We start from the raw sequence: 18,418 nt of genomic DNA on the forward strand, positions 1-18,418 counted from the left end.
TGTATATAGATTATACCCCAATCTGATACAAAGTACCATAGGCAAAGACAAAATATCTCTGCCTCCCTGCAACTAATTGCACATAACACCGTGAGATCAGTTGTCATTCCCCCCGAACTCGACCTCCTGAAGCATCTCACGGTAGGATTTCCCTTCTTCACTGGCCCGGTCGGCGATATCGTCGTACTCGGCTTTGTGCCGGGTGACTCCGTGGCCATGGTAATGTTTGACGCGGACGCCGCCTTCCTCTGCGATCTCCCGCTCCAGCACATAGCGCTCACACTCTGTCCGCCGGATCCCCGCCGTCTCGGTGTAGCGGAACATGATCCGCACGATCCGCTCCTCTTCCGCAGGGCTCACCAGACAAGAAAGTTTCACTGCGGGCCGCGACTTCTTCATGATGATGGGCGTATACCACACGTCCAGTGCTCCCGCTGCAAACAAAGCCTCCATCGCGAAACCCAGCTCTTCGCCAGTCATATCGTCGATGTTGGCCGACAGTTCCACTGCCATATCCATTCCCTCTGGAAGCGATGCCGGCTCTTCCGGTGCTCCCACCGGGGCTGCCGGAGCATGCTCTACCGTATCCCCCAGGAATACGCGGATGATGTTCGGCCTGGCAAAATCCTTGTGCCCCAGACCAACACCGATGGCCCGGGTGCGCATGGCTGGGCGATCTCCATATTCGTCGGCAAAGTAGGTGAGCAGCGCTGCTCCCGTGGGCGTACAAAGTTCTCCTTCTGTCCCGTCTGTATAGTATTCCTTATTCATCAGGATCTCTGCGGTGGCCGGTGCCGGTACCGGCAGTCTGCCGTGCGCGCACCATACGGTGCCGCTGCCCACATTGATCGGCGAGACCACTACCTTATCTGCACCGATGGCGTCCATCAGCAGGCAATTGCCCACCACGTCTGCCACGGCGTCCATGCTCCCAAGCTCGTGGAAGTGCACCTGATCCATGGGCTTGCCGTGGACCTTGGATTCCGCTGCCGCAATCTTCATGTAAACGGCGAAAGCGTCTTTCTTCACCTTGCCAGACACAGGCAGCTTGATGATGATCCTCCCCACATCGTCGATGGTGAAGTGGTGATGCTCATGGATATGTTCGTGGTCATGGTCATGGTCATGGTCATGATTGTGATCATGATGATGATCGTGGTCATGATGATGGTGGGGTTCCCCCTCATGGACGTGCTCATGCTCCCGGGCGTGGTGCTCCATTTCCTCACCCTCTTCTCTGCCGTTCACCATCACGCGCACGTGCGTTCCGGTGATGCCGGACTTGTCGCCCTTCTTAGGGAGGATCTCCACCCCGGGGATCCCCAGCTCCTTCAGCTGTTCCACAGCCTTCCGCGGTGCGATCTCCATGAGCGCCCCCATCAGCATGTCGCCTGCTGCGCCCATGCTGCATTCGATAAACAATGTTTTCATTGTCACTCTCCCTTTTCCAAGTAGAATAATTCCTCAAATTCCCAGTCCAGTGCGTGGCATAGGAGAAGCGCCAACCTGGCGGTTGGACTGAACTGTCCCGTCTCCAGGGAGCTGATCGTCTGACGGGATACGCCCACCATCTCTGCCAGGTGCCCCTGGGAGTATCCCTTCTCCCGGCGCGCTTCCTTAAGATGATTATGCAGGACCAGATCTTCCACCGGTCCCAGACCTATGGGCGGCCCCTCCCTTTCCCTGCTGGACCAATCGACAAGTTTACTTGTCATATCATCCCCCTCATTCCACATAAACCCCAATATGACAAGTTTACATTGCTATACTATACCCCTTAATCGCACTTATAGCAAGTTTACTTGTCATTTCTATTATATGTATGCAAAGTACACTTGTCAACACTTTATTCTCTATTCTGTGCACAAAGTATCCGCCATGAGAATGGCAGGATTGTGCAACAGCCCCAGATCTCTTCCGGTTCCTTCCGCAAGAGCCGGACTACACTTTTCCGGGTTGAGCGGGATTTTGTAGTAGATTTATGGGCGACCTGCTACAAAAACAGCAAGTCTGATGAAAATTGTAGTAGGTTTTTGTCCGATTTACTACAAAATCATCGGGTTTGGCGGATCTTGTAGTAGGTCCCGGCAGAATAATTCCAATATGAAGTGTACCCATAAAAGTAGAGTCACTCCTATATGATTTCTCCCCTATGATAATAATCATACGGGGTTGAGTAATTGATGGATTCGTGTGGCCTTTTACGAGGATAAAAGTGCCACACGTATTCATATATATCACCTTTTGCCTCGTTGATTGTTCTGTATTTTTTCTTTAGCCATTCTGACTTCATTTTACCCCAGAAACTTTCCATTGGTGCATTGTCCCAGCAATCTCCCTTACGGCTCATGCTGCATATGAATCCCTGCCTGCTCAGCATTCTCCTGTATTCCTTCGAACAGTAGGTCGAACCCCTGTCCGAATGTATGATGCATCCCGGACTTCCACAGCCTCTGAGAAGCATATCTTTTAATGCATCCATTACCAGAAATCTATCGTTATGCACGCTCATTGCCAACCCTACGGGAAGCCTTCCATACAGATCCAGTATTCCGGCCACATACAGATCTCCCTGCTCCGTAGCAATGACTGTTGTATCACTTACCATCTTTTTATCCGGGGCATCAACGCTGAAGTCTCTGTCGATAAGATTGTCGGCGATTGGCTCGTCATGGTCTGAATCCGTCGTGCAGACAAACCTTCTGCATGTCCTGGAAAAGAGAGCGCACTCCTGCATGATCCTCTCGACACGTTTATGGTTGACACGTTTTTTGCGACCTTTATTCAGGATAACGGTTACTTTTCTTGATCCGTATGATCCTCTGGAAGCTCTGTATATGTCGTATATCTCTTTTGTGATCTTAAGGTCTTCTTTCTCTTTCTCCGTAAGTGGCCCATCGACTCGTCTGCGCCATTTGTAGTATCCGCTCTCTGACACCTTTAGTACTCTGGCCATCCTCGCAATGCTGTGCTCGTGTTTATGCTCACGCATGAAAAGATATTTCAATCGCGCTTTACATTTGCAAGGAAGGCCGCTGCTTTTTTTAGTATTTCGACCTCCTCACGAAGCTCTGCGTTCTCTTTTTCAAGCTCTTTTTCCCGATCGGTCCTCTTATCTGATTTGGTAAACCCTTTTCGAAAGGCTTTATCTTCACCAACTTCAGCAAGATGATTACGCCATCGTATGACAGTCCACGGCATGATTCCGTACTTGTCGGCTATGACATGTTCCAGATTCTTGTTTTCAGGCCGCAATGCTTCTTTTGCCACCATCAATTTGAACTGTTTGCTGTAATTTGTTCTTGACATGGTGTACCTCCAATCTACATGCATTATACCATGCTTTGCAGACTCTACTTTTTGGGGTACACCTCAATATATGGAAAACTGCAGGTGTTATCAGGAAGAAAACGACTACAAAAACTCTGTTCTCCCGTAAAAGTGTAGTCGTCTCACCGAAAACCTACTACAAAATACCGTCCCAGAGCTTTTTTTGTAGTCCGCAGTTCGGCGAGCGCAGTCTGGCCGCCGCCGGCCGGCATACTATCGGCGGCCGGCAAACCGCCGCCGGCCGGCAAGCCTCCCCGTGCGCCCCAAAGAAAGAGGGCTGCTGCCCTCAGCATGGTAGGCTACCCCCCAAGTAGGGTTTATATTCAGTGTCCTACTTGTGAGGGGGGTAGCCTACCAACGCTTTGTGCAACAGCCTCTTTAGAGACAGCTCCTGTTACCTTCGCAGGCTTTTCTTGATAGCCTGGTCGATCTTGCGGGCTGCATCCTTCTTGGCGATGGTCTCCCGCTTGTCATAGTTCTTCTTGCCTCGGCAGACGCCCAACTCTACCTTGGCCAGTCCGGCTTTGTTGATATACATGCGTAAGGGAACAAGCGTCATTCCCTCGCGGGTGGTCGCCTCCAGCATCTTGCGGATCTCTCTCTTGTGGAGAAGCAGTTTCCGGGGCCTGAGCGGATCCACATTGAACCGGTTTCCCTGCTCGTAGGGGCTGATGTTCATCCCGAGCAGAATGACCTCCCCGTTCTGGATCCTGGCATAGCTTTCCTTGATGCTTACCTTTCCTGCCCGGACGGACTTGATCTCCGTCCCGGTGAGGGCGATCCCCGCCTCATAGCTATCCTCGATAAAATAGTCGTGGCGTGCTTTCTTGTTGTTCGCCACAAGCTTCAGTGTTCGCTCCTTCATTACTGTTACCTCTCATACGGGTTGCGCAGCGTTCCGAAACGACCGAAGGGGTAGATCCGCATCACCACCTTGCCGGTCACTCGCTCCATGCTCACATCACCGACTCCTGCATAACGGCTGTCCATACTGTTCAACCGGTTGTCTCCCAAACAGAAGATCGTTCCCTCCGGCACCTTGTGTGCCTTCAGATCTCCATCGGGCTCGTCCGTTACACCATCTCGTGTATACCCCTGGTCGTCCTTCTCTCCATTGATGTACACCTGCCCATCGTGGATGTCGATCACATCCCCCGGCAAGCCTATGACACGCTTGATGAAAAGCTTCTCGCCCTCCTCAGCGCCAGGAACCTCCTCCTCTGTCTCAAAGACTACTACGTCTCCCTTCTTGGGCATCTTGGAATGATATGCCATCTTGTAGACGATCACGTAGTCTCCGTCAAAGAACTTCGGGAGCATGGAGTCCCCGCTGATAATAGTTGGTCTGATGAACACCAGAATCACTGCCGCCACAATAACGACGACCAGGATATCGGTCAGCCAGCCTCGCAACGCGCTCTTTTGGTTTTCTTGTTTCCTCGCAGCCATGTGCGCCTCCTACCCCTCGTACGGATTATGGATGGGGCCGATCTTGTTGAACGGGAAAGCACGGAAGACCACCTTACCTACCAGGCGATCGGTCTCCACATCACCGACCTCCTCGTAACGGCTGTCGATGCTTACCTCCCGGTTGTCGCCCATACAGAAAAGCGTTCCCTTTGGCACCTTGTGTTCAATGATATCGCCTACGGTAAATCCATCTGCCGTGTAGCTCTGGTCATCCTTCTGTCCGTTGATGAACACCTGCCCATCCCGGATGGTGATGGTGTCCCCCGGCAGACCGATCACACGCTTGATCAGGAGTTTCTTCTTGCCATTATAGGTCAGATCCGACTGAAAGATCACCACATCCCCCTTGGCCGGCAGTTTGGACTTGTATGCCATCTTGTAAACGAAGAGATAGTCGTTCTCATAGAAATTAGGTTCCATGGAACTCTCTTTCACGATGGTGGGTTTGATAAACTGGATGATGACCACCGCGATGATCACCGCGATGAGAATGTCCTTGATCCAGGACCATGCGATCTGTTTTCCTGTCAGCTGTTCTCCCTTGCTCATAAGTTGCCTTTCCCGGAGAGACCAAGGGCCTCCTCTATCTCTCTGAATTTTTTTGGTTTCTTCGCCTGTACCCGCTTTCCATTCAGATGCTCATAGCCCGCCGGCATATCCGAGAACGCCAGCTCCCAGGCCACCAGTAACTGTGCGGTGAGGCCAAACCGGTCACGCATGATCCGGTTGATCGACGGGTCCCCGTACTTGGTATCTCCCACCAGCGGATAGCCGGCATCTGCCAACTGTGTCCGGATCTGATGTGTCCTGCCGGTGCGGATCTCAACCTGGCAGAGTGTATAGCTCTCCACGCTCCGAAGCGGCTCAACCAATGTCTCCATGGACTTCCCTACCTCGCTGACCAGCGTCTTGTTCCGGGATTCGTCCCGGGTCATTGCCCCCAGCAGGCGCAGCGGCTCCCGCAGTTCCCCCGCCACGATGGTCAGGTAGAACTTCCGGATGCTGGCGTGGTCACGAAGCAAACGGTTCATCACCTTCAACGCGTCGTAGGTCTTGGGGAAGATCACCAGTCCCGCGGTATTCCGATCCAGCCGGTTCACCGGTGCCGGCACAAAGCTCTTCTCCCTGGGATCGTACTTCCCCTCCCCGATCAGCCAGGCCAACACCTGGTTGGCCAGGTGGTTACCCTTCTCCCGTCCATCCCCGTGGGTCAAAAGCCCAGGGGGCTTATCCACGATGAGGATCTGCGAATCCTCGTAGGCTACGGTGAACTGCTTGCGTGCCCGGACGGTTTTCCGGGCGGGATGATAGCGCGCCAGATCCTCCTCCGAAAGATAGAGGGTGACCTCGTCTCCCTCCTTCAATACATAGTCTTGTTTCTGACGCCGGCCGTTCACCTTCACGTCCTTGCGAATGGCCTTATACACAAAACTCAGCGGCGCGCCCCGCAGATACTTCTTCAGGAACTTATCAAGCCGCTGTGCTCCCTCGTTTGCTCCAATGCTGAATGTAACCATAGAGTTATTATACAACAGATAAAACGCATTGTCTATTCTCGATTCTTGTGGTAAAATGGTTGTACGTATCATCAAGGAGGTAAGGAATGGAAAACAAGAGATCCATCCGCGATTTCAACTACAACCATAGCGATATATTCCTGGCGATCATCATCCTGCTCATCGCCGCCGTCCTCATCGTATGGCGGATCGATGTGATCATGGATTATCCCAAGACACTGAACACGGAGGCCATCGCAGCAGATCTGCAGGCTGCGGACACCAGTGGAGGTACCACCTCCACCGGAAACACCGAGAAGACCACCACCACAGGCTCCCTTAAGGCCACCTGGAACGGGGATGCGCTGGCGGAAGATTTCAGTGTCAAACTGAAGGGCAAGTCCTCAGGGGATGACATCCAGACCCTGATCAACGCCGGACTGTTCCTCAATCTGACCGACTTCAACAACACCTGCAAGGAGGCCGGACTGAAGGTCAACAAGCTGAAGAAGGGTTCCTACACCTTTGCTGCCGGTATGACCAAGGAAGAGATCGTCAAGGCGGTAGTCAAGAAGAAATAGCATAGACTCGATCCAGAAGGAAAGTCCCGCGCAACCGACAACTTTCGTCGGTGCGCGGGACTTGTTGTTTTCCCTATCTCTGATTGTGCTCCTCGATGAGCTTGTTCTTCACATCCCACAGTTTCTGGGACAGATCTACGTAGTAGGTCTGCGGATTCTCAAAACGCAGGGTCTCCTCCCACAGAGTCTCCATCTGCTCCTCACAGTACGCCTTCACTTCCTCGATGGAAGGACAATCGTAGACGCGCTTTCCGTGGTCGAACAGCTGGGTCCGAAGGTTCACCGCCCGGAAATTGCTGAGCTTCTTTCTCTTCCAGACAGCGTTTGGATCGAAGATCTCGTATTCCCCATCCTCCGGAATGGTCTCGCCGTCCAGCGTCATCACATCCGCCAGCGCCTTCCCGCTCTCCTTGTCGTACAGTCTCCACAAAGTCTTGAACCCTGGGTTGGTGATCTTCTCCACGTTCTCAGAGATCTTGATCTTGGGAATGATCTTTCCGTCCTTCTCCAGTGCGGCCAGCTTGTATACGCCGCCGAACACCGGCTGGGACTTGGCCGTGATCAGACGCTCACCAACACCAAAGGAGTCGATCTTGGCTCCCTCCAGGATCACGTCCCGGATCAGGTACTCGTCCAGAGAGTTGGAGATGGTGATGGAACAATCCTCCAGTCCTGCCTCGTCCAGCATCTTCCGGGCACGCTTGGTCAGATAGGCGATGTCTCCGCTGTCGATGCGGATGCCCATCTTCTTGGGTTTCATCTCCTGGAAGACCTTGATGGCGGTGGGGACGCCGGACTTCAGGACGTTATAGGTGTCCACCAGCAACACACAGTTGTCCGGGTAGATCTCCGCGTATTTCTTAAAGGCGGTGTACTCGTCCGGGAACATCTGTACCCAACTGTGCGCCATGGTCCCCAGTGCGGGAATGTCATAGTCACGATCAGAAATGGTGCATGCAGTTCCGCAGCAGCCGCCGATATACGCTGCCCTGGCGCCAAAGATGGCAGCCGAACCGCCGTGGGCTCTCCTGGAACCAAACTCCATCACCGGACGTCCCTGAGCCGCCCGAACGATGCGGCTTGCCTTGGTGGCGATCAGGCTCTGGTGATTCAGTACCAGAAGCAGCATTGTCTCAACAAACTGGGCCTGGATCACCGGTCCGCGCACCGTCATGATCGGCTCGTGAGGGAAGATCGGTGTCCCTTCCCTGACGGACCATACGTCACACTCGAACCGGAAGTTTTTCAGGTAATCCAGGAATTCCTCACAGAAAATGTTCTTCCCACGGAGATAGTCGATGTCCTCCTCCGTAAAAGTCAGGTTATCCAGGTAATCGATCATCTGCTCCAGTCCCGCCATGATGGCGTAACCGCCGTCATCCGGCACCTTCCTGAAAAACAGATCGAAATAAGCAATGTCATTCATCAGCCCTGACTTCAGATACCCATTCGCCATAGTGATCTCATAGAAATCCGTGAGCATCGTCAGGTTTTGTCCTTTAAGCATCGTTCTTCTCCTTTTGATATTGCGGGATCCAAGCCGCTTACTCCGTAGCCGTCCGACAGCAAGGAATGTACACTGTCTTGTCAGCTGTCAACACTATACATCTATTGTACACTATTTCAACAGTTTCTTCAAGAACTGTCCGGTATATGACTTGCGTTTTCGGGCGACCTCTTCCGGCGTACCCTGAGCAACGATGGTACCGCCCCGATCGCCGCCGTCCGGGCCCAGGTCGATGATGTGGTCCGCTCGCTTGATCACATCCAGGTTGTGCTCTATGACCACCACGGTGTTCCCTGCGTCCACCAGCTTGTCCAGTACCGCCAGCAGCTTGTCCACGTCGGCGAAATGCAGGCCTGTCGTCGGCTCATCCAGGATATACAAAGTCTTCCCGGTGGATTTCCTGGATAGCTCTGTGGCCAGCTTGACACGCTGCGCCTCCCCGCCGGACAACTGAGTAGAGGGCTGCCCCAGCTTGATGTAGTCCAGACCAACCTGATCCAATGTATCCAACTTACGCCGGATGGAAGGAATATTCTTGAAAAACTCCAGACCTTCTGCCACACTCATATCCAGCACATCGTAGATGCTCTTTCCCTTATATTTGACTTCCAGTGTCTCCCGGTTGTACCGCTTGCCCTTGCAGACCTCGCAAGGCACGTAGACATCCGACAGGAAGTGCATCTCGATCTTGATGATGCCATCTCCTTTACATGCCTCGCAGCGTCCACCGCTGACATTGAAACTGAACCGCCCCTTCTGGAAGCCACGCATCTTCGCCTCAGGCAGGGTGGCGAACAGGTCTCTGATATGAGTGAACATGCCGGTGTAGGTTGCCGGGTTCGACCGGGGCGTCCTGCCGATCGGGCTCTGGTCGATGTTGATGACTTTGTCGATCTGCTCCAGGCCCAGGATGGCTTTGTGCTTGCCCGCTTCCTCCTGGCTGCCGCCTACGATCCTCGCCGCCCCCTTGCAGAGGACCTGGTTGATGAGGCTGGACTTGCCGGAACCGGACACACCGGTGACGCACACCAGCTTGCCCAGAGGAATATCCACGTTGACTTTCTTCAGATTGTTCTCCTCAGCCCCTTTGATGGTGATATGCTGCCCGTTGCCGGGACGCCGTACCATAGGCACTTCGATTTTTCGCTCACCGGACAGATACTGGCCCGTGATGGAATCCGGACACGCCTTGATGTCCTCCACTGTCCCCTGTGCCACCAGCTTGCCGCCGTGGATCCCCGCGCCGGGGCCGATATCTATGATGTGATCCGCCGCATACATAGTCTCCTCATCGTGTTCCACCACGATCAGGGAATTCCCCAGATCCGTCAGATGACGCAGGGTCTCCAGCAGCTTCACGTTGTCCTTCTGATGAAGGCCGATGCTGGGCTCGTCCAGGATGTACAGCACGCCGGTGAGCCCAGAGCCGATCTGGGTGGCCAGTCGGATCCGCTGAGCTTCGCCGCCGGACAGCGACCCTGCAGACCTGGACAAAGTCAGGTAATCCAGGCCCACGTTCACCAGGAAGTTCAGTCTGGCCCGGATCTCCTTCAGGATCTGTCGACCGATGGCCCGATCTCTTTCGCTGAGATCCATGTTATCAATGAAGGCTAATGCCTCCTTGATGGACATGTCGGAGAAGTCCGCAATGCTGATCCCGCCAACAGTCACCGCCAGCACCTCTGGCCGGAGGCGCTTTCCCTGACAGTCAGGACATCCTTTGACCACCATGTGTTTGCGCATACGCTCTTTGAAGAAATCAGAGCCGGTTTCCCGGTAACGACGCTCTACGTTGGTGATCAGCCCTTCAAAAGGATGGTCGAAGTGAGTCACCTTGCCACTGCGGCTGGTATAGTCGTATTTCACGTGCTTGGAACCGGTGCCGTAGAGCAATTCCTTGCGGAATCTCGCCGGCAGCTCCTTAAACGGAAGGCTGAGGTCGATGCGCTGCTGCTCTGCCATCACCCGCACCATGTTCCGGTAGAACCCGCTGAACTCCATGGTGGCATAGACGTTCTTCAGGGCCCCCCGCAGGATGCTCTTGTCCATGTCGATGAGGGTCTCCGGAATGATCTTCTCCGTAAAACCCAGACCGCTGCAGGAAGGGCACGCTCCGAAGGGACTGTTGAAGGAGAAGGTCCGCGGCTCCAGTTCTTCGATAGAAGCGCCGTGCTCCGGGCAGGCAAACCTGGAGGAGAACACCTGCTCCCGCTGGAAGTCGTTGTCCTGGAACTGGATGACGACCAGTCCTTCGCCTTCTTTCATGGCCAGTTCTACAGCCTCGGCCACTCTGCTGTCCTGACCTTCCCGCACGATGATCCGATCCACCACGATCTCGATGGTATGCTTGAATTTCTTGTCCAGTGTGATCTCATCTTCACCCAGGAGCATGATCTCACCATCCACCCGCACTCTGGTGTAGCCGTCACGCTGGATCCTCTCTAGCACCTTCACGTGTTCCCCTTTCCGGGCACGGATCACCGGCGCCATGACCACCACCCGGGTCCCCTCCGGGTAATCCATGACGGCCTCGGTCACCTGATCCACACTCTGGCTTGTGATCTCCCTGCCACAGACAGGGCAGTGCGGGATCCCGATCCTGGCATACAGCAATCGCAGGTAGTCGTGGATCTCTGTCACCGTTCCCACCGTGGATCGGGGGTTCTTGCTGGTGGTCTTCTGGTCAATGGAAATAGCGGGCGAAAGCCCTTCTATGAACTCCACATCCGGCTTGTCCATCTGCCCCAGGAACTGGCGGGCATAGGAAGACAGACTTTCCACATACCGCCGCTGTCCCTCCGCATAGATGGTATCGAAGGCCAGCGAGGACTTCCCGGAGCCTGACAATCCGGTGAGCACCACCAGCTGATTCTTGGGTATTCTGACATCAAGGTGGTCCAGGTTATTCTCGTTGGCCCCTTTGACGATGATCTCGTTTGCCATAGTTTTCCTTTCTGCTTGCATTAATTACTCTAAACCGTATGGCATTAATCGCTAATATTAGCGATTAATGCGTACGGTTTCGGCGCATGCCTGTCGTCCTATTTCAGGCGACTGCTCTTGTATTCAAAGATCTGGTCACGCAGCTGTGCCGCCCGCTCGAACTGCAGGTCCTCTGCCGCCAGTCGCATCTCTTTCTCCAGCTGCTCCACATAGGCACGAAGTTCCCTGGTGGTAAGCTCCTCTGGTTTCTTTCCTTTATATTGCTTCTTCTCCTCGGTCACCTTGGTGGCCTCGATCACCGCCCGGACAGACTTTCGGATACTGGTTGGCGTGATCCCATGTTCCTTGTTATAGGCCTCCTGAATCCCTCGGCGTCGGTTGGTCTCATCGATAGCCGCCCGCATTGCCTTGCTGATGTAATCGCCGTACATGATCACATGGCCAGAGGCGTTTCGGGCCGCGCGGCCGATAGTCTGGATCAGAGAGGTCTCTGTGCGCAGGAACCCTTCCTTATCCGCATCCAGGATGGCGACCAGAGAAACCTCCGGAATGTCCAGCCCTTCTCGCAGCAGATTGATGCCCACCAGCACGTCGAACTCGCCCAGCCGAAGATCCCGGATGATCTCGAGCCGTTCCAGCGTGTCCACCTCCGAATGCAGGTAGCGCGCCCGGATACCGGCGTTCTTCAGATAGTCCGTCAGACTCTCCGCCATCTTCTTGGTGAGAGTGGTGACGAAGGCTTTGTCGCCCGTCTCGATGGTGTGGTTGATCTCCGCCACCAGATCGTCCACCTGGTTCTCCGTCGGCCGCACGTCGATCTTGGGATCCAGCAGCCCGGTGGGCCGAATCACCTGTTCCGCCGTGATCCCCTCTGAGTGCTCACGCTCATAGGCCGCCGGGGTGGCACTGACGAACATGATCTGGTTGATCAGGCTCTCCCACTCCTCGAATTTCAGCGGGCGGTTGTCCAGTGCCGAGGGCAGCCGGAAGCCATAATCCACCAGCGCTTGCTTGCGGGAGCGGTCTCCGGCGTACATGGCCCGAAGCTGAGGGAGCATCACGTGAGACTCGTCGATCATCACGATGAAGTCATCCGGAAAATAGTCCACCAGCGTGAAAGGCCGGGAACCCGGGGGAAGGTTGTTCAGGTGACGGGAGTAGTTCTCGATCCCTTTGCAGGACCCGATCTCCCGCAGCATTTCCAGATCGTACCTGGTCCGCTGCTCGATGCGCTGGGCTTCCAGTAGCTTGCCCCGATCCTTGAACCACTGGATCTGCTCCTCCAACTCCTCGTTGATGGTCACCAGGGCCTTCTCCATCTTCTCCGGGCTGGTCACGTAGTGGGTCGCCGGGAAAACACCCACGTGATCCCGCAGGCCTACAATCTCGCCGGTGACTGGATTCATCTCCTTGATGGACTCGATTTCGTCCCCGAACAGTTCTACTCGCACCGCATTACTCTCCCCCGCCGGAAAGATGTCGATCACATCCCCCCGGGCACGGAAGTTGGTGCGCTCCAGCACCATGTCGTTACGGGTATATTGGATATCCACCAGCTTGCGCAGGATCTCCTCCCGGCTCTTCACCATCCCAGGACGCAGCGAAAGCATCTGATGCTCATAATCAAAAGGACTTCCCAGTCCATAGATACAGGAGACGCTGGCCACGATGATCACGTCACGCCGCTCAAACAAGGCCGCTGTGGCACTGTGCCTAAGCTTATCGATCTCCTCGTTGATCTGAGAGTCCTTCTCGATGTAGGTGTCCGTGGAGGGCACATACGCCTCAGGTTGGTAGTAGTCATAATAGGACACAAAGTATTCCACGGCGTTCTCCGGAAAATACTCCTTGAATTCACCGTGAAGCTGGGCGGCCAGGGTCTTGTTATGTGAGATGATCAGCGTGGGCCGCTGCATCTGCTGGATGACGTTTGCCATGGTAAAGGTCTTTCCGGATCCGGTGACCCCCAGCAAGGTCTGGGCTTTCTTTCCAGACTTAAAACCGGCCACCAGCCTCTCAATGGCCTGGGGCTGGTCGCCGGTCGGTTTATAATCCGCATGCAGTTTGAATTCCAATCGTTACTCCTTACTAAAGTCGTCTCCTGGCGGCTTCCACCACGTGGCTGGCCAGCACGGAGGAGGTCACGCCTCCCACGCCGCCCGGCACGGGGCTGATGGCACCGGCCACCTTCTCTACCTCGTCATAGGCCACGTCGCCGCAGAGCTTACCTTCTTCATTAACATTGATACCCACATCTACCACGATAGAACCATCTGAAATCATGTCTGCGGTGATCATGCCCGCCTTGCCGGCCGCCGCCGCAACGATGTCCGCGGCGCGGCACTCCGCTGCCAGATCCCTGGTGCGGGTGTGGCACATGGTGACCGTGGCGTGTCTGCCCAGCATGAGCATGGCCAGGGGCTTCCCCACCACCATGCTGCGGCCCACCAGGGTGACTTTCTTTCCTTTCAGATCGATGCCGTAGAAGTCCAGCATCTCCATCACCGCCTGGGGGGTGCAGGGAGCGTATCCCGTCGGATCTCCGGCAAATACCTTCGCCTGATTCACCGGGCTCATGCAGTCCATGTCCTTCTCCGGATCCAGCATCCTGGCCACAGGCTCTTCGTTCAGGTGCTTTGGCAGAGGGCGGAACAGCATGATACCGTGTACAGAAGGATCCTCGTTTACCTTGCGGAACGCCTCTTCAAACTCTGCCTGCTGAATGTCCTCCGGAAGCTCTGTCACTTCCAGTTCAACCCCTACGCTCTCCAGACGCTTGCGGGCGCCTCTCTCATAAGCCAGGTCATCTCCCCGGGCGCCCACCCGGATGATATTCATCCTGGGCTGGATACCCTTCGCCTTCAGTTCCTCAACTTCTCTGGTCATCCTTTCCTTCATGGAGGCGATGACTTCCTTTCCTGTCATGATCACTTCTGCCATGGTTCCTCTCCTTTACTCATTCGGTTTCTTATAAAATCTGCCCATCAGGGTATCTGTCTTCAGCACATTGATGAACGCCTTGGGATCGGTGTCCTTGATGACCTTCACCAGCAGGCTCACATCCTCCGAGGACACCACGGAGTACAGCAGAAACTTCTGGCTGTCCATATAGAGACCCTTTCCCTGAAACATGGTGGCATCGTGGTGAGTGGTGATGCGGATCTTGTCATAGATGGCGTTCGGCATCTCGGTGATGATCAGCAGCGTGGACTTGTCATACCGCTTATAGAGAAGCTGGATCACCTGGGTGGTGGCGAACTGGTAGACAATGGAATACAAGGCTTTGTCCCAGCCGAACATGATCCCCGCGAGCGTCAGGATCACCACGTTCCCCGCCAAAATATAGTTGTAGGTGTTGATTCCCTTCTTCTCAGAGAAATAGATCGAAATGAAATCCGTCCCACCACCGCTGGCGCCGTTCAGCAGGCACAGGCTGATAGCAGCACCGTTGACGATGCCGCCGAACACCGCGATGAGAAGTATGTCATAGGTGATGGGGATCTGCGGGATCCAGTCCGTCAAAAGACTGCTGAGCACCACCACATACAGCGAGTACATGGTGAACTTCCGTCCGATATACCGAAACCCGATGTAAATGGGAATCAGGTTCAGAGGAATATACAGCGCGGAATAGGGGATGGCAATGCCGAAGAAACGGGCGGCGCTCCGCTGGATCAGAAGCGTCACCCCTGCGAATCCCCCAGGAAAAAGGTCTCCCGTGGCCACAAAACTCTTCAGGTTGAAGGCCATGACCACCGCGCCGATGGTGCAGAGACAAAGCTTCAGGAATATCTTCTGGAACTCCTCTTCCTTGTCGGCCAGACATTGCAGGTCCTTTGTCTGTTGTTTCATTGGGCTGCCTCCTCTGGAAGCCTGGTAACGTCGATCCACTCCAGCGCACCAGAGTAACGGAACAACTCATCACAGGTGAGCTCGATGGCGCTGTTGCCGCTGCCAGCTGCCGGGAACACTGTGTCGAACCGTTTCAGAGACTCGTCGCAGTAGATCCGGACCTTCTCGTTGTCGATGGCGAACCCGCACACGCCTCCCACAGCATGTCCGGTAATGCGAAGCGCCTCCTCCGCCGGCAGCATCTTCCCCTTGTGATGGAAGGTGGCCTTGAACTTCTGGTTGTTGAGCCGGGCATCCCCTGCCATCTGGATCAGGATACAGCCGTCCGGCTCCTCCGGATCCTGAAAGGACAGTGTCTTGCAGATCCGCGCGCCCTCTACGCCTACTGCCTGGGCGGCAAGATCCACGGTGGCGCTGGAAACGTCGAACTCCCGGATCCTGTCTTCTATGCCAAGCGTCCTGAAATACGCTCTTACCTTCTCAATAGACATTTCTGAATCCTCCCTTATCGATCGATGATACATCACTCTATTTTACCCCTATCCGCGGCGCTTTTCAACCGTCAATCATTGACATTCTATGCTCACAAATGTATAATTAACGTGTTACGCATTTTTTCCTCAGGCATTGAATGCGCTATATGTTTATATTACGGAGGTTTTGTTGTTATGGACAATCTAAACAAAGGAAATTTCAAGTCCAACTTTGGTTTCCTGATGGCTGCCGTAGGATCTGCGGTCGGTCTTGGGAACATCTGGGGCTTCCCTTATAAGATGGGAGCCAACGGAGGATTTGCTTTCCTGCTTATTTACATCATCCTCGCCATCGTTGCGGGCTACCCGCTGATGCTGGCGGAGATCTCTCTGGGCCGGAAGACCAGAAAGGCGGCTGTGGAGGCATACCGCACCGCTCATCCAAAATTCGCGATCAACGGTGTGTTCGCCACCATCGTGCCCTTCTTCCTGCTCTGCTTCTACTGTGTACTGGGAGGCATCGTCATCCGTTACATGCTGGCCAATCTGGGAGATATCTTCCACGCCAGCTGGGGAGTGCACGGCCAGGCCAGTGATGCGTTCTTCGGCGGATTCATTTCCAACATGGGCGGCATGATGCTCTTTACGGCGCTCTTTCTTCTGATGACCTCTTATGTGGTCTTCCGCGGCATCGAGAACGGCATCGAGAAGTTCTGCTCCATTGGTATGCCGTTGCTGGCGCTGATGCTGATCATCACCGATATCCGCTGCTGCACCCTGCCGGGAGCAAGTGGCGGTCTGAATTTCATGTTCAAGCCTGATTTTTCAGTGTTCGCAGGTACCGGCTGGTTCAAGGTATTCGCCACCGCCGGCAGCCAGATGTTCTTCTCGATCTCCTTGGCATCCGGTGCACTGATCGCTTTCGGATCCTATATGAAGAAAGAAGACGACATGGAAAAGAGCGCCATGCTGGTTCCCTTCCTGGACACCATCGCCGCGCTACTGGCTGGACTGGCGGTCATCCCAGCGGTATTCTCCGCAGGCATTGAGCCTTCTGGAGGCCCGGGACTGTTGTTCGTCTCCCTGCAGACAGTGTTCGACTCCATGGGTCCGGTGGGACCGTTCTTCGGATTCATCTTCTACCTGCTGGTGTTCGTGGCGGCCTTCTCCTCCTCCATCGGCATGATGGAAGGTGGTATTTCCGCCATCATGGACTGGCAGATCAAGAAAGGCCAGGGCCCCAACCGTTTCAAGGTCACAGCTTTGATCTCCATCACCACCCTGATCGGTGCTGCGTTGGTCTCTCTCGACCAGCTGGGCGGCAACGCGGGTATGTGGAAGCCCTTCGGGCTGGGAAGCTGGCTGGATGTGTTCGACTTGGGCGCTGAGGGGATCCTGATGCCGCTCGGTGGACTGATCTGCGCCATCCTCTTTGGCTGGGTGCGCAGAGGCTACCTGGATGACGAGATCCAGAAGTCCAGTGATTACAAGACCAAGGGCTTCGTCAATTTCTGCCTGCGCTACATTATCCCGGTCTTTATGGCGCTGATCGTGTTCGTACAGATCTCCACTTTCTTCTTCTCTGATACCGCCTGGTTCCAGGCTTTGATGGGATAATCCAAAGGGACTTACGACCCGCCGCGTACGCGGCGGGTTTTTTTGTGCCGGGGGCTGGCCTCAGGAGGTTCGATGAATCTTCTATCATCAAGCGATCCTGCGGACACAACGGTTTGAAGGCAAGTAAAAAGACGGATGAGTCATCCGTCCGTGTTGAAGCGTCTACTATATCTCCGTCCTTCCTTCCATCGCCTTCAGCAGTGTCACCTCATCTGCGTATTCAAGATCACCTCCCACCGGAAGGCCGTGGGCGATGCGAGTGACCTTGATGCCGGAAGGCTTGAGCAGCCGGGAGATGTACATCGCGGTAGCCTCGCCTTCTATGTTGGGGTTGGTGGCCAGGATCACCTCCTGAATCTCCTCGTGTTGCTGCAGTCTCAAAATCAACTGCTTGAGGTTGATATCCTCCGGGCCGATCCCTTCCATCGGGGAGATCACCCCATTCAAAACATGGTACTGGCCGCTGTACTCCCGGATCCTCTCCATCGCCATCACGTCCTGCGGGCTCTCAACTACACAGATCACATCCTGGCGGCGCCCCGCATCGCTGCAGATCGCGCAGGGGTCAGTGTCTGTCAGGTTTCCGCACACAGAACAGTAACGCATAGCTTTCTTGGCTTCCCGAATCGAGTCAGCCAGGGCCACCGCTTCCCCATCAGAGAGGGACAGCACGTGGAACGCCAGCCGTTGGGCAGTCTTGTTCCCGATACCCGGCAGTTTACCCAGTTCACCTACAAGTCTGGCCAGCGGTTTCGGATACTGTGCCATAATATCCTATCCTCTACAGCCCAGGGATATTCAATCCGCCGGTGAGGCTGTCATAAGCCGCGCTGGACTCCTCGTCCACCTGGCGCATGCCTTCGTTCACTGCCGCGATCACCAGATCCTGCAAAGTCTCCACATCATCCGGATCCACCACGTCCTGGTCGATCGTCAGAGAAAGCAGTTCCTTCTTGCCACTGACAACGGCTTCCACAACACCGCCGCCCGCGCTGGCCTTGAACTCCTTCTCCTCCAGTTCCGCCTGCATCTGCTCCATCTGCCGCTGCATAGCCTGCACCTGCTGCATCTGCGCCATCTGGCCCTTACGGCCTCCGCCTCCGCCGCCTGTCTTCGGCCGCTTGCCTGCTCTCATTCCTCTGCCCATTG

Annotated in this window: 18 protein-coding genes; 2 read left to right on the forward strand and 16 right to left on the reverse strand. The window is 54.9% G+C overall.

Going from position 1 to position 18,418, the window contains the following annotated elements; genetic code table 11:
• Positions 1-96: 96 nt before the first annotated feature.
• The 8 genes from larC to P156_RS0106230 form a co-directional block, all read right to left on the reverse strand.
• Positions 97-1,431, reverse strand: a complete 1,335-nt coding sequence (gene larC / locus P156_RS0106190; RefSeq protein ID WP_027869378.1) for a nickel pincer cofactor biosynthesis protein LarC — start codon at positions 1,429-1,431, stop codon at positions 97-99.
• 2 nt (positions 1,432-1,433) lie between these two features.
• The gene (locus P156_RS0106195) at positions 1,434-1,649 is read right to left on the reverse strand and encodes a helix-turn-helix transcriptional regulator (RefSeq protein WP_027869379.1); all 216 of its coding nucleotides are present in this window, start codon (positions 1,647-1,649) and stop codon (positions 1,434-1,436) included.
• A 485-nt stretch (positions 1,650-2,134) separates the two neighbouring features.
• Entirely contained in the window at positions 2,135-2,992 is an 858-nt protein-coding gene (locus tag P156_RS0106200; protein WP_051600425.1) for an IS3 family transposase, read from the reverse strand.
• A gap of 11 nt (positions 2,993-3,003) precedes the next feature.
• A complete protein-coding gene (locus P156_RS11830) occupies positions 3,004-3,309 on the reverse strand; it encodes a transposase (RefSeq protein ID WP_034801954.1) in 306 nt (101 codons plus the stop codon).
• A gap of 415 nt (positions 3,310-3,724) precedes the next feature.
• Entirely contained in the window at positions 3,725-4,195 is a 471-nt protein-coding gene (gene smpB / locus P156_RS0106215) for an SsrA-binding protein SmpB (RefSeq protein ID WP_027869380.1), read from the reverse strand.
• 5 nt (positions 4,196-4,200) lie between these two features.
• Positions 4,201-4,779: a signal peptidase I gene (lepB, locus tag P156_RS0106220; protein ID WP_051600733.1), complete on the reverse strand. Its 579-nt coding sequence runs from the start codon at positions 4,777-4,779 to the stop codon at positions 4,201-4,203.
• Positions 4,780-4,788: 9 nt separating this feature from the next.
• Complete coding sequence (gene lepB / locus P156_RS0106225; RefSeq protein ID WP_051600735.1) at positions 4,789-5,349, reverse strand: signal peptidase I; 561 nt, start codon at positions 5,347-5,349, stop codon at positions 4,789-4,791.
• Positions 5,346-6,317: an RluA family pseudouridine synthase gene (locus P156_RS0106230; RefSeq protein ID WP_027869383.1), complete on the reverse strand. Its 972-nt coding sequence runs from the start codon at positions 6,315-6,317 to the stop codon at positions 5,346-5,348. Before P156_RS0106230 ends, lepB (P156_RS0106225) begins: the two co-directional genes overlap by 4 nt.
• 86 nt (positions 6,318-6,403) lie before the next feature.
• Between P156_RS0106230 and P156_RS0106235 the strand changes: the two genes are divergently transcribed.
• Positions 6,404-6,877: a hypothetical protein gene (locus P156_RS0106235; protein ID WP_027869384.1), complete on the forward strand. Its 474-nt coding sequence runs from the start codon at positions 6,404-6,406 to the stop codon at positions 6,875-6,877.
• A 73-nt stretch (positions 6,878-6,950) separates the two neighbouring features.
• Here P156_RS0106235 and P156_RS0106240 read toward each other — a convergent pair whose 3' ends face one another.
• The 6 genes from P156_RS0106240 to P156_RS0106265 all read right to left on the reverse strand — a co-directional run bounded on the left by P156_RS0106240 (position 6,951) and on the right by P156_RS0106265 (position 15,670).
• Complete coding sequence (locus tag P156_RS0106240; protein WP_027869385.1) at positions 6,951-8,384, reverse strand: nicotinate phosphoribosyltransferase; 1,434 nt, start codon at positions 8,382-8,384, stop codon at positions 6,951-6,953.
• Between the two features lie 111 nt (positions 8,385-8,495).
• The gene (gene uvrA, locus P156_RS0106245; RefSeq protein WP_027869386.1) at positions 8,496-11,327 is read right to left on the reverse strand and encodes an excinuclease ABC subunit UvrA; all 2,832 of its coding nucleotides are present in this window, start codon (positions 11,325-11,327) and stop codon (positions 8,496-8,498) included.
• A 98-nt stretch (positions 11,328-11,425) separates the two neighbouring features.
• Positions 11,426-13,402 carry an excinuclease ABC subunit UvrB gene (gene uvrB, locus P156_RS0106250; protein ID WP_027869387.1) on the reverse strand — a complete coding sequence of 659 codons (1,977 nt, stop codon included), beginning with the start codon at positions 13,400-13,402 and terminating at the stop codon, positions 11,426-11,428.
• A gap of 13 nt (positions 13,403-13,415) precedes the next feature.
• Complete coding sequence (locus P156_RS0106255; protein WP_027869388.1) at positions 13,416-14,267, reverse strand: bifunctional 5,10-methylenetetrahydrofolate dehydrogenase/5,10-methenyltetrahydrofolate cyclohydrolase; 852 nt, start codon at positions 14,265-14,267, stop codon at positions 13,416-13,418.
• A gap of 12 nt (positions 14,268-14,279) precedes the next feature.
• Positions 14,280-15,179 (reverse strand): YitT family protein, encoded by a 900-nt coding sequence (locus P156_RS0106260; RefSeq protein ID WP_034802316.1) that lies wholly within the window; start codon positions 15,177-15,179, stop codon positions 14,280-14,282.
• On the reverse strand, positions 15,176-15,670 hold the full coding sequence (locus P156_RS0106265; protein WP_027869390.1) for a YbaK/EbsC family protein: 495 nt from the start codon (positions 15,668-15,670) through the stop codon (positions 15,176-15,178). The genes P156_RS0106260 and P156_RS0106265 overlap by 4 nt, the downstream gene beginning before the upstream one ends.
• 177 nt (positions 15,671-15,847) lie before the next feature.
• On the opposite strand from P156_RS0106265, the gene P156_RS11835 reads away from it, so the two are divergent.
• Positions 15,848-17,269, forward strand: coding sequence for a sodium-dependent transporter (locus P156_RS11835; protein ID WP_051600737.1), 1,422 nt, complete (start codon positions 15,848-15,850; stop codon positions 17,267-17,269).
• Positions 17,270-17,434: 165 nt separating this feature from the next.
• Here the strand turns inward: P156_RS11835 and recR are convergent, their stop codons facing one another.
• On the reverse strand, positions 17,435-18,037 hold the full coding sequence (gene recR, locus P156_RS0106275) for a recombination mediator RecR (RefSeq protein ID WP_027869391.1): 603 nt from the start codon (positions 18,035-18,037) through the stop codon (positions 17,435-17,437).
• 13 nt (positions 18,038-18,050) lie between these two features.
• The gene (locus tag P156_RS0106280; RefSeq protein ID WP_027869392.1) at positions 18,051-18,416 is read right to left on the reverse strand and encodes a YbaB/EbfC family nucleoid-associated protein; all 366 of its coding nucleotides are present in this window, start codon (positions 18,414-18,416) and stop codon (positions 18,051-18,053) included.
• Positions 18,417-18,418 lie beyond the last annotated feature (2 nt).

Source organism: Eubacterium sp. AB3007 (genome assembly GCF_000688015.1).
Lineage (GTDB): Bacteria > Bacillota > Clostridia > Peptostreptococcales > Anaerovoracaceae > Aminicella.

Bases quoted from the DNA above. Each gene is read 5' to 3' on its own strand.
- larC (WP_027869378.1), bottom strand. From the start codon at position 1,431: ATGAAAACATTGTTTATCGAATGCAGCATGGGCGCAGCAGGCGACATG.
- P156_RS0106200 (WP_051600425.1), bottom strand. From the start codon at position 2,992: ATGCGTGAGCATAAACACGAGCACAGCATTGCGAGGATGGCCAGAGTA.
- P156_RS11830 (WP_034801954.1), bottom strand. From the start codon at position 3,309: ATGTCAAGAACAAATTACAGCAAACAGTTCAAATTGATGGTGGCAAAA.
- smpB (WP_027869380.1), bottom strand. From the start codon at position 4,195: ATGAAGGAGCGAACACTGAAGCTTGTGGCGAACAACAAGAAAGCACGC.
- lepB (WP_051600733.1), bottom strand. From the start codon at position 4,779: ATGGCTGCGAGGAAACAAGAAAACCAAAAGAGCGCGTTGCGAGGCTGG.
- lepB (WP_051600735.1), bottom strand. From the start codon at position 5,349: ATGAGCAAGGGAGAACAGCTGACAGGAAAACAGATCGCATGGTCCTGG.
- P156_RS0106230 (WP_027869383.1), bottom strand. From the start codon at position 6,317: ATGGTTACATTCAGCATTGGAGCAAACGAGGGAGCACAGCGGCTTGAT.
- P156_RS0106235 (WP_027869384.1), top strand. From the start codon at position 6,404: ATGGAAAACAAGAGATCCATCCGCGATTTCAACTACAACCATAGCGAT.
- P156_RS0106240 (WP_027869385.1), bottom strand. From the start codon at position 8,384: ATGCTTAAAGGACAAAACCTGACGATGCTCACGGATTTCTATGAGATC.
- uvrA (WP_027869386.1), bottom strand. From the start codon at position 11,327: ATGGCAAACGAGATCATCGTCAAAGGGGCCAACGAGAATAACCTGGAC.
- P156_RS0106255 (WP_027869388.1), bottom strand. From the start codon at position 14,267: ATGGCAGAAGTGATCATGACAGGAAAGGAAGTCATCGCCTCCATGAAG.
- P156_RS0106260 (WP_034802316.1), bottom strand. From the start codon at position 15,179: ATGAAACAACAGACAAAGGACCTGCAATGTCTGGCCGACAAGGAAGAG.
- P156_RS0106265 (WP_027869390.1), bottom strand. From the start codon at position 15,670: ATGTCTATTGAGAAGGTAAGAGCGTATTTCAGGACGCTTGGCATAGAA.
- P156_RS11835 (WP_051600737.1), top strand. From the start codon at position 15,848: ATGGACAATCTAAACAAAGGAAATTTCAAGTCCAACTTTGGTTTCCTG.
- recR (WP_027869391.1), bottom strand. From the start codon at position 18,037: ATGGCACAGTATCCGAAACCGCTGGCCAGACTTGTAGGTGAACTGGGT.
- P156_RS0106280 (WP_027869392.1), bottom strand. From the start codon at position 18,416: ATGGGCAGAGGAATGAGAGCAGGCAAGCGGCCGAAGACAGGCGGCGGA.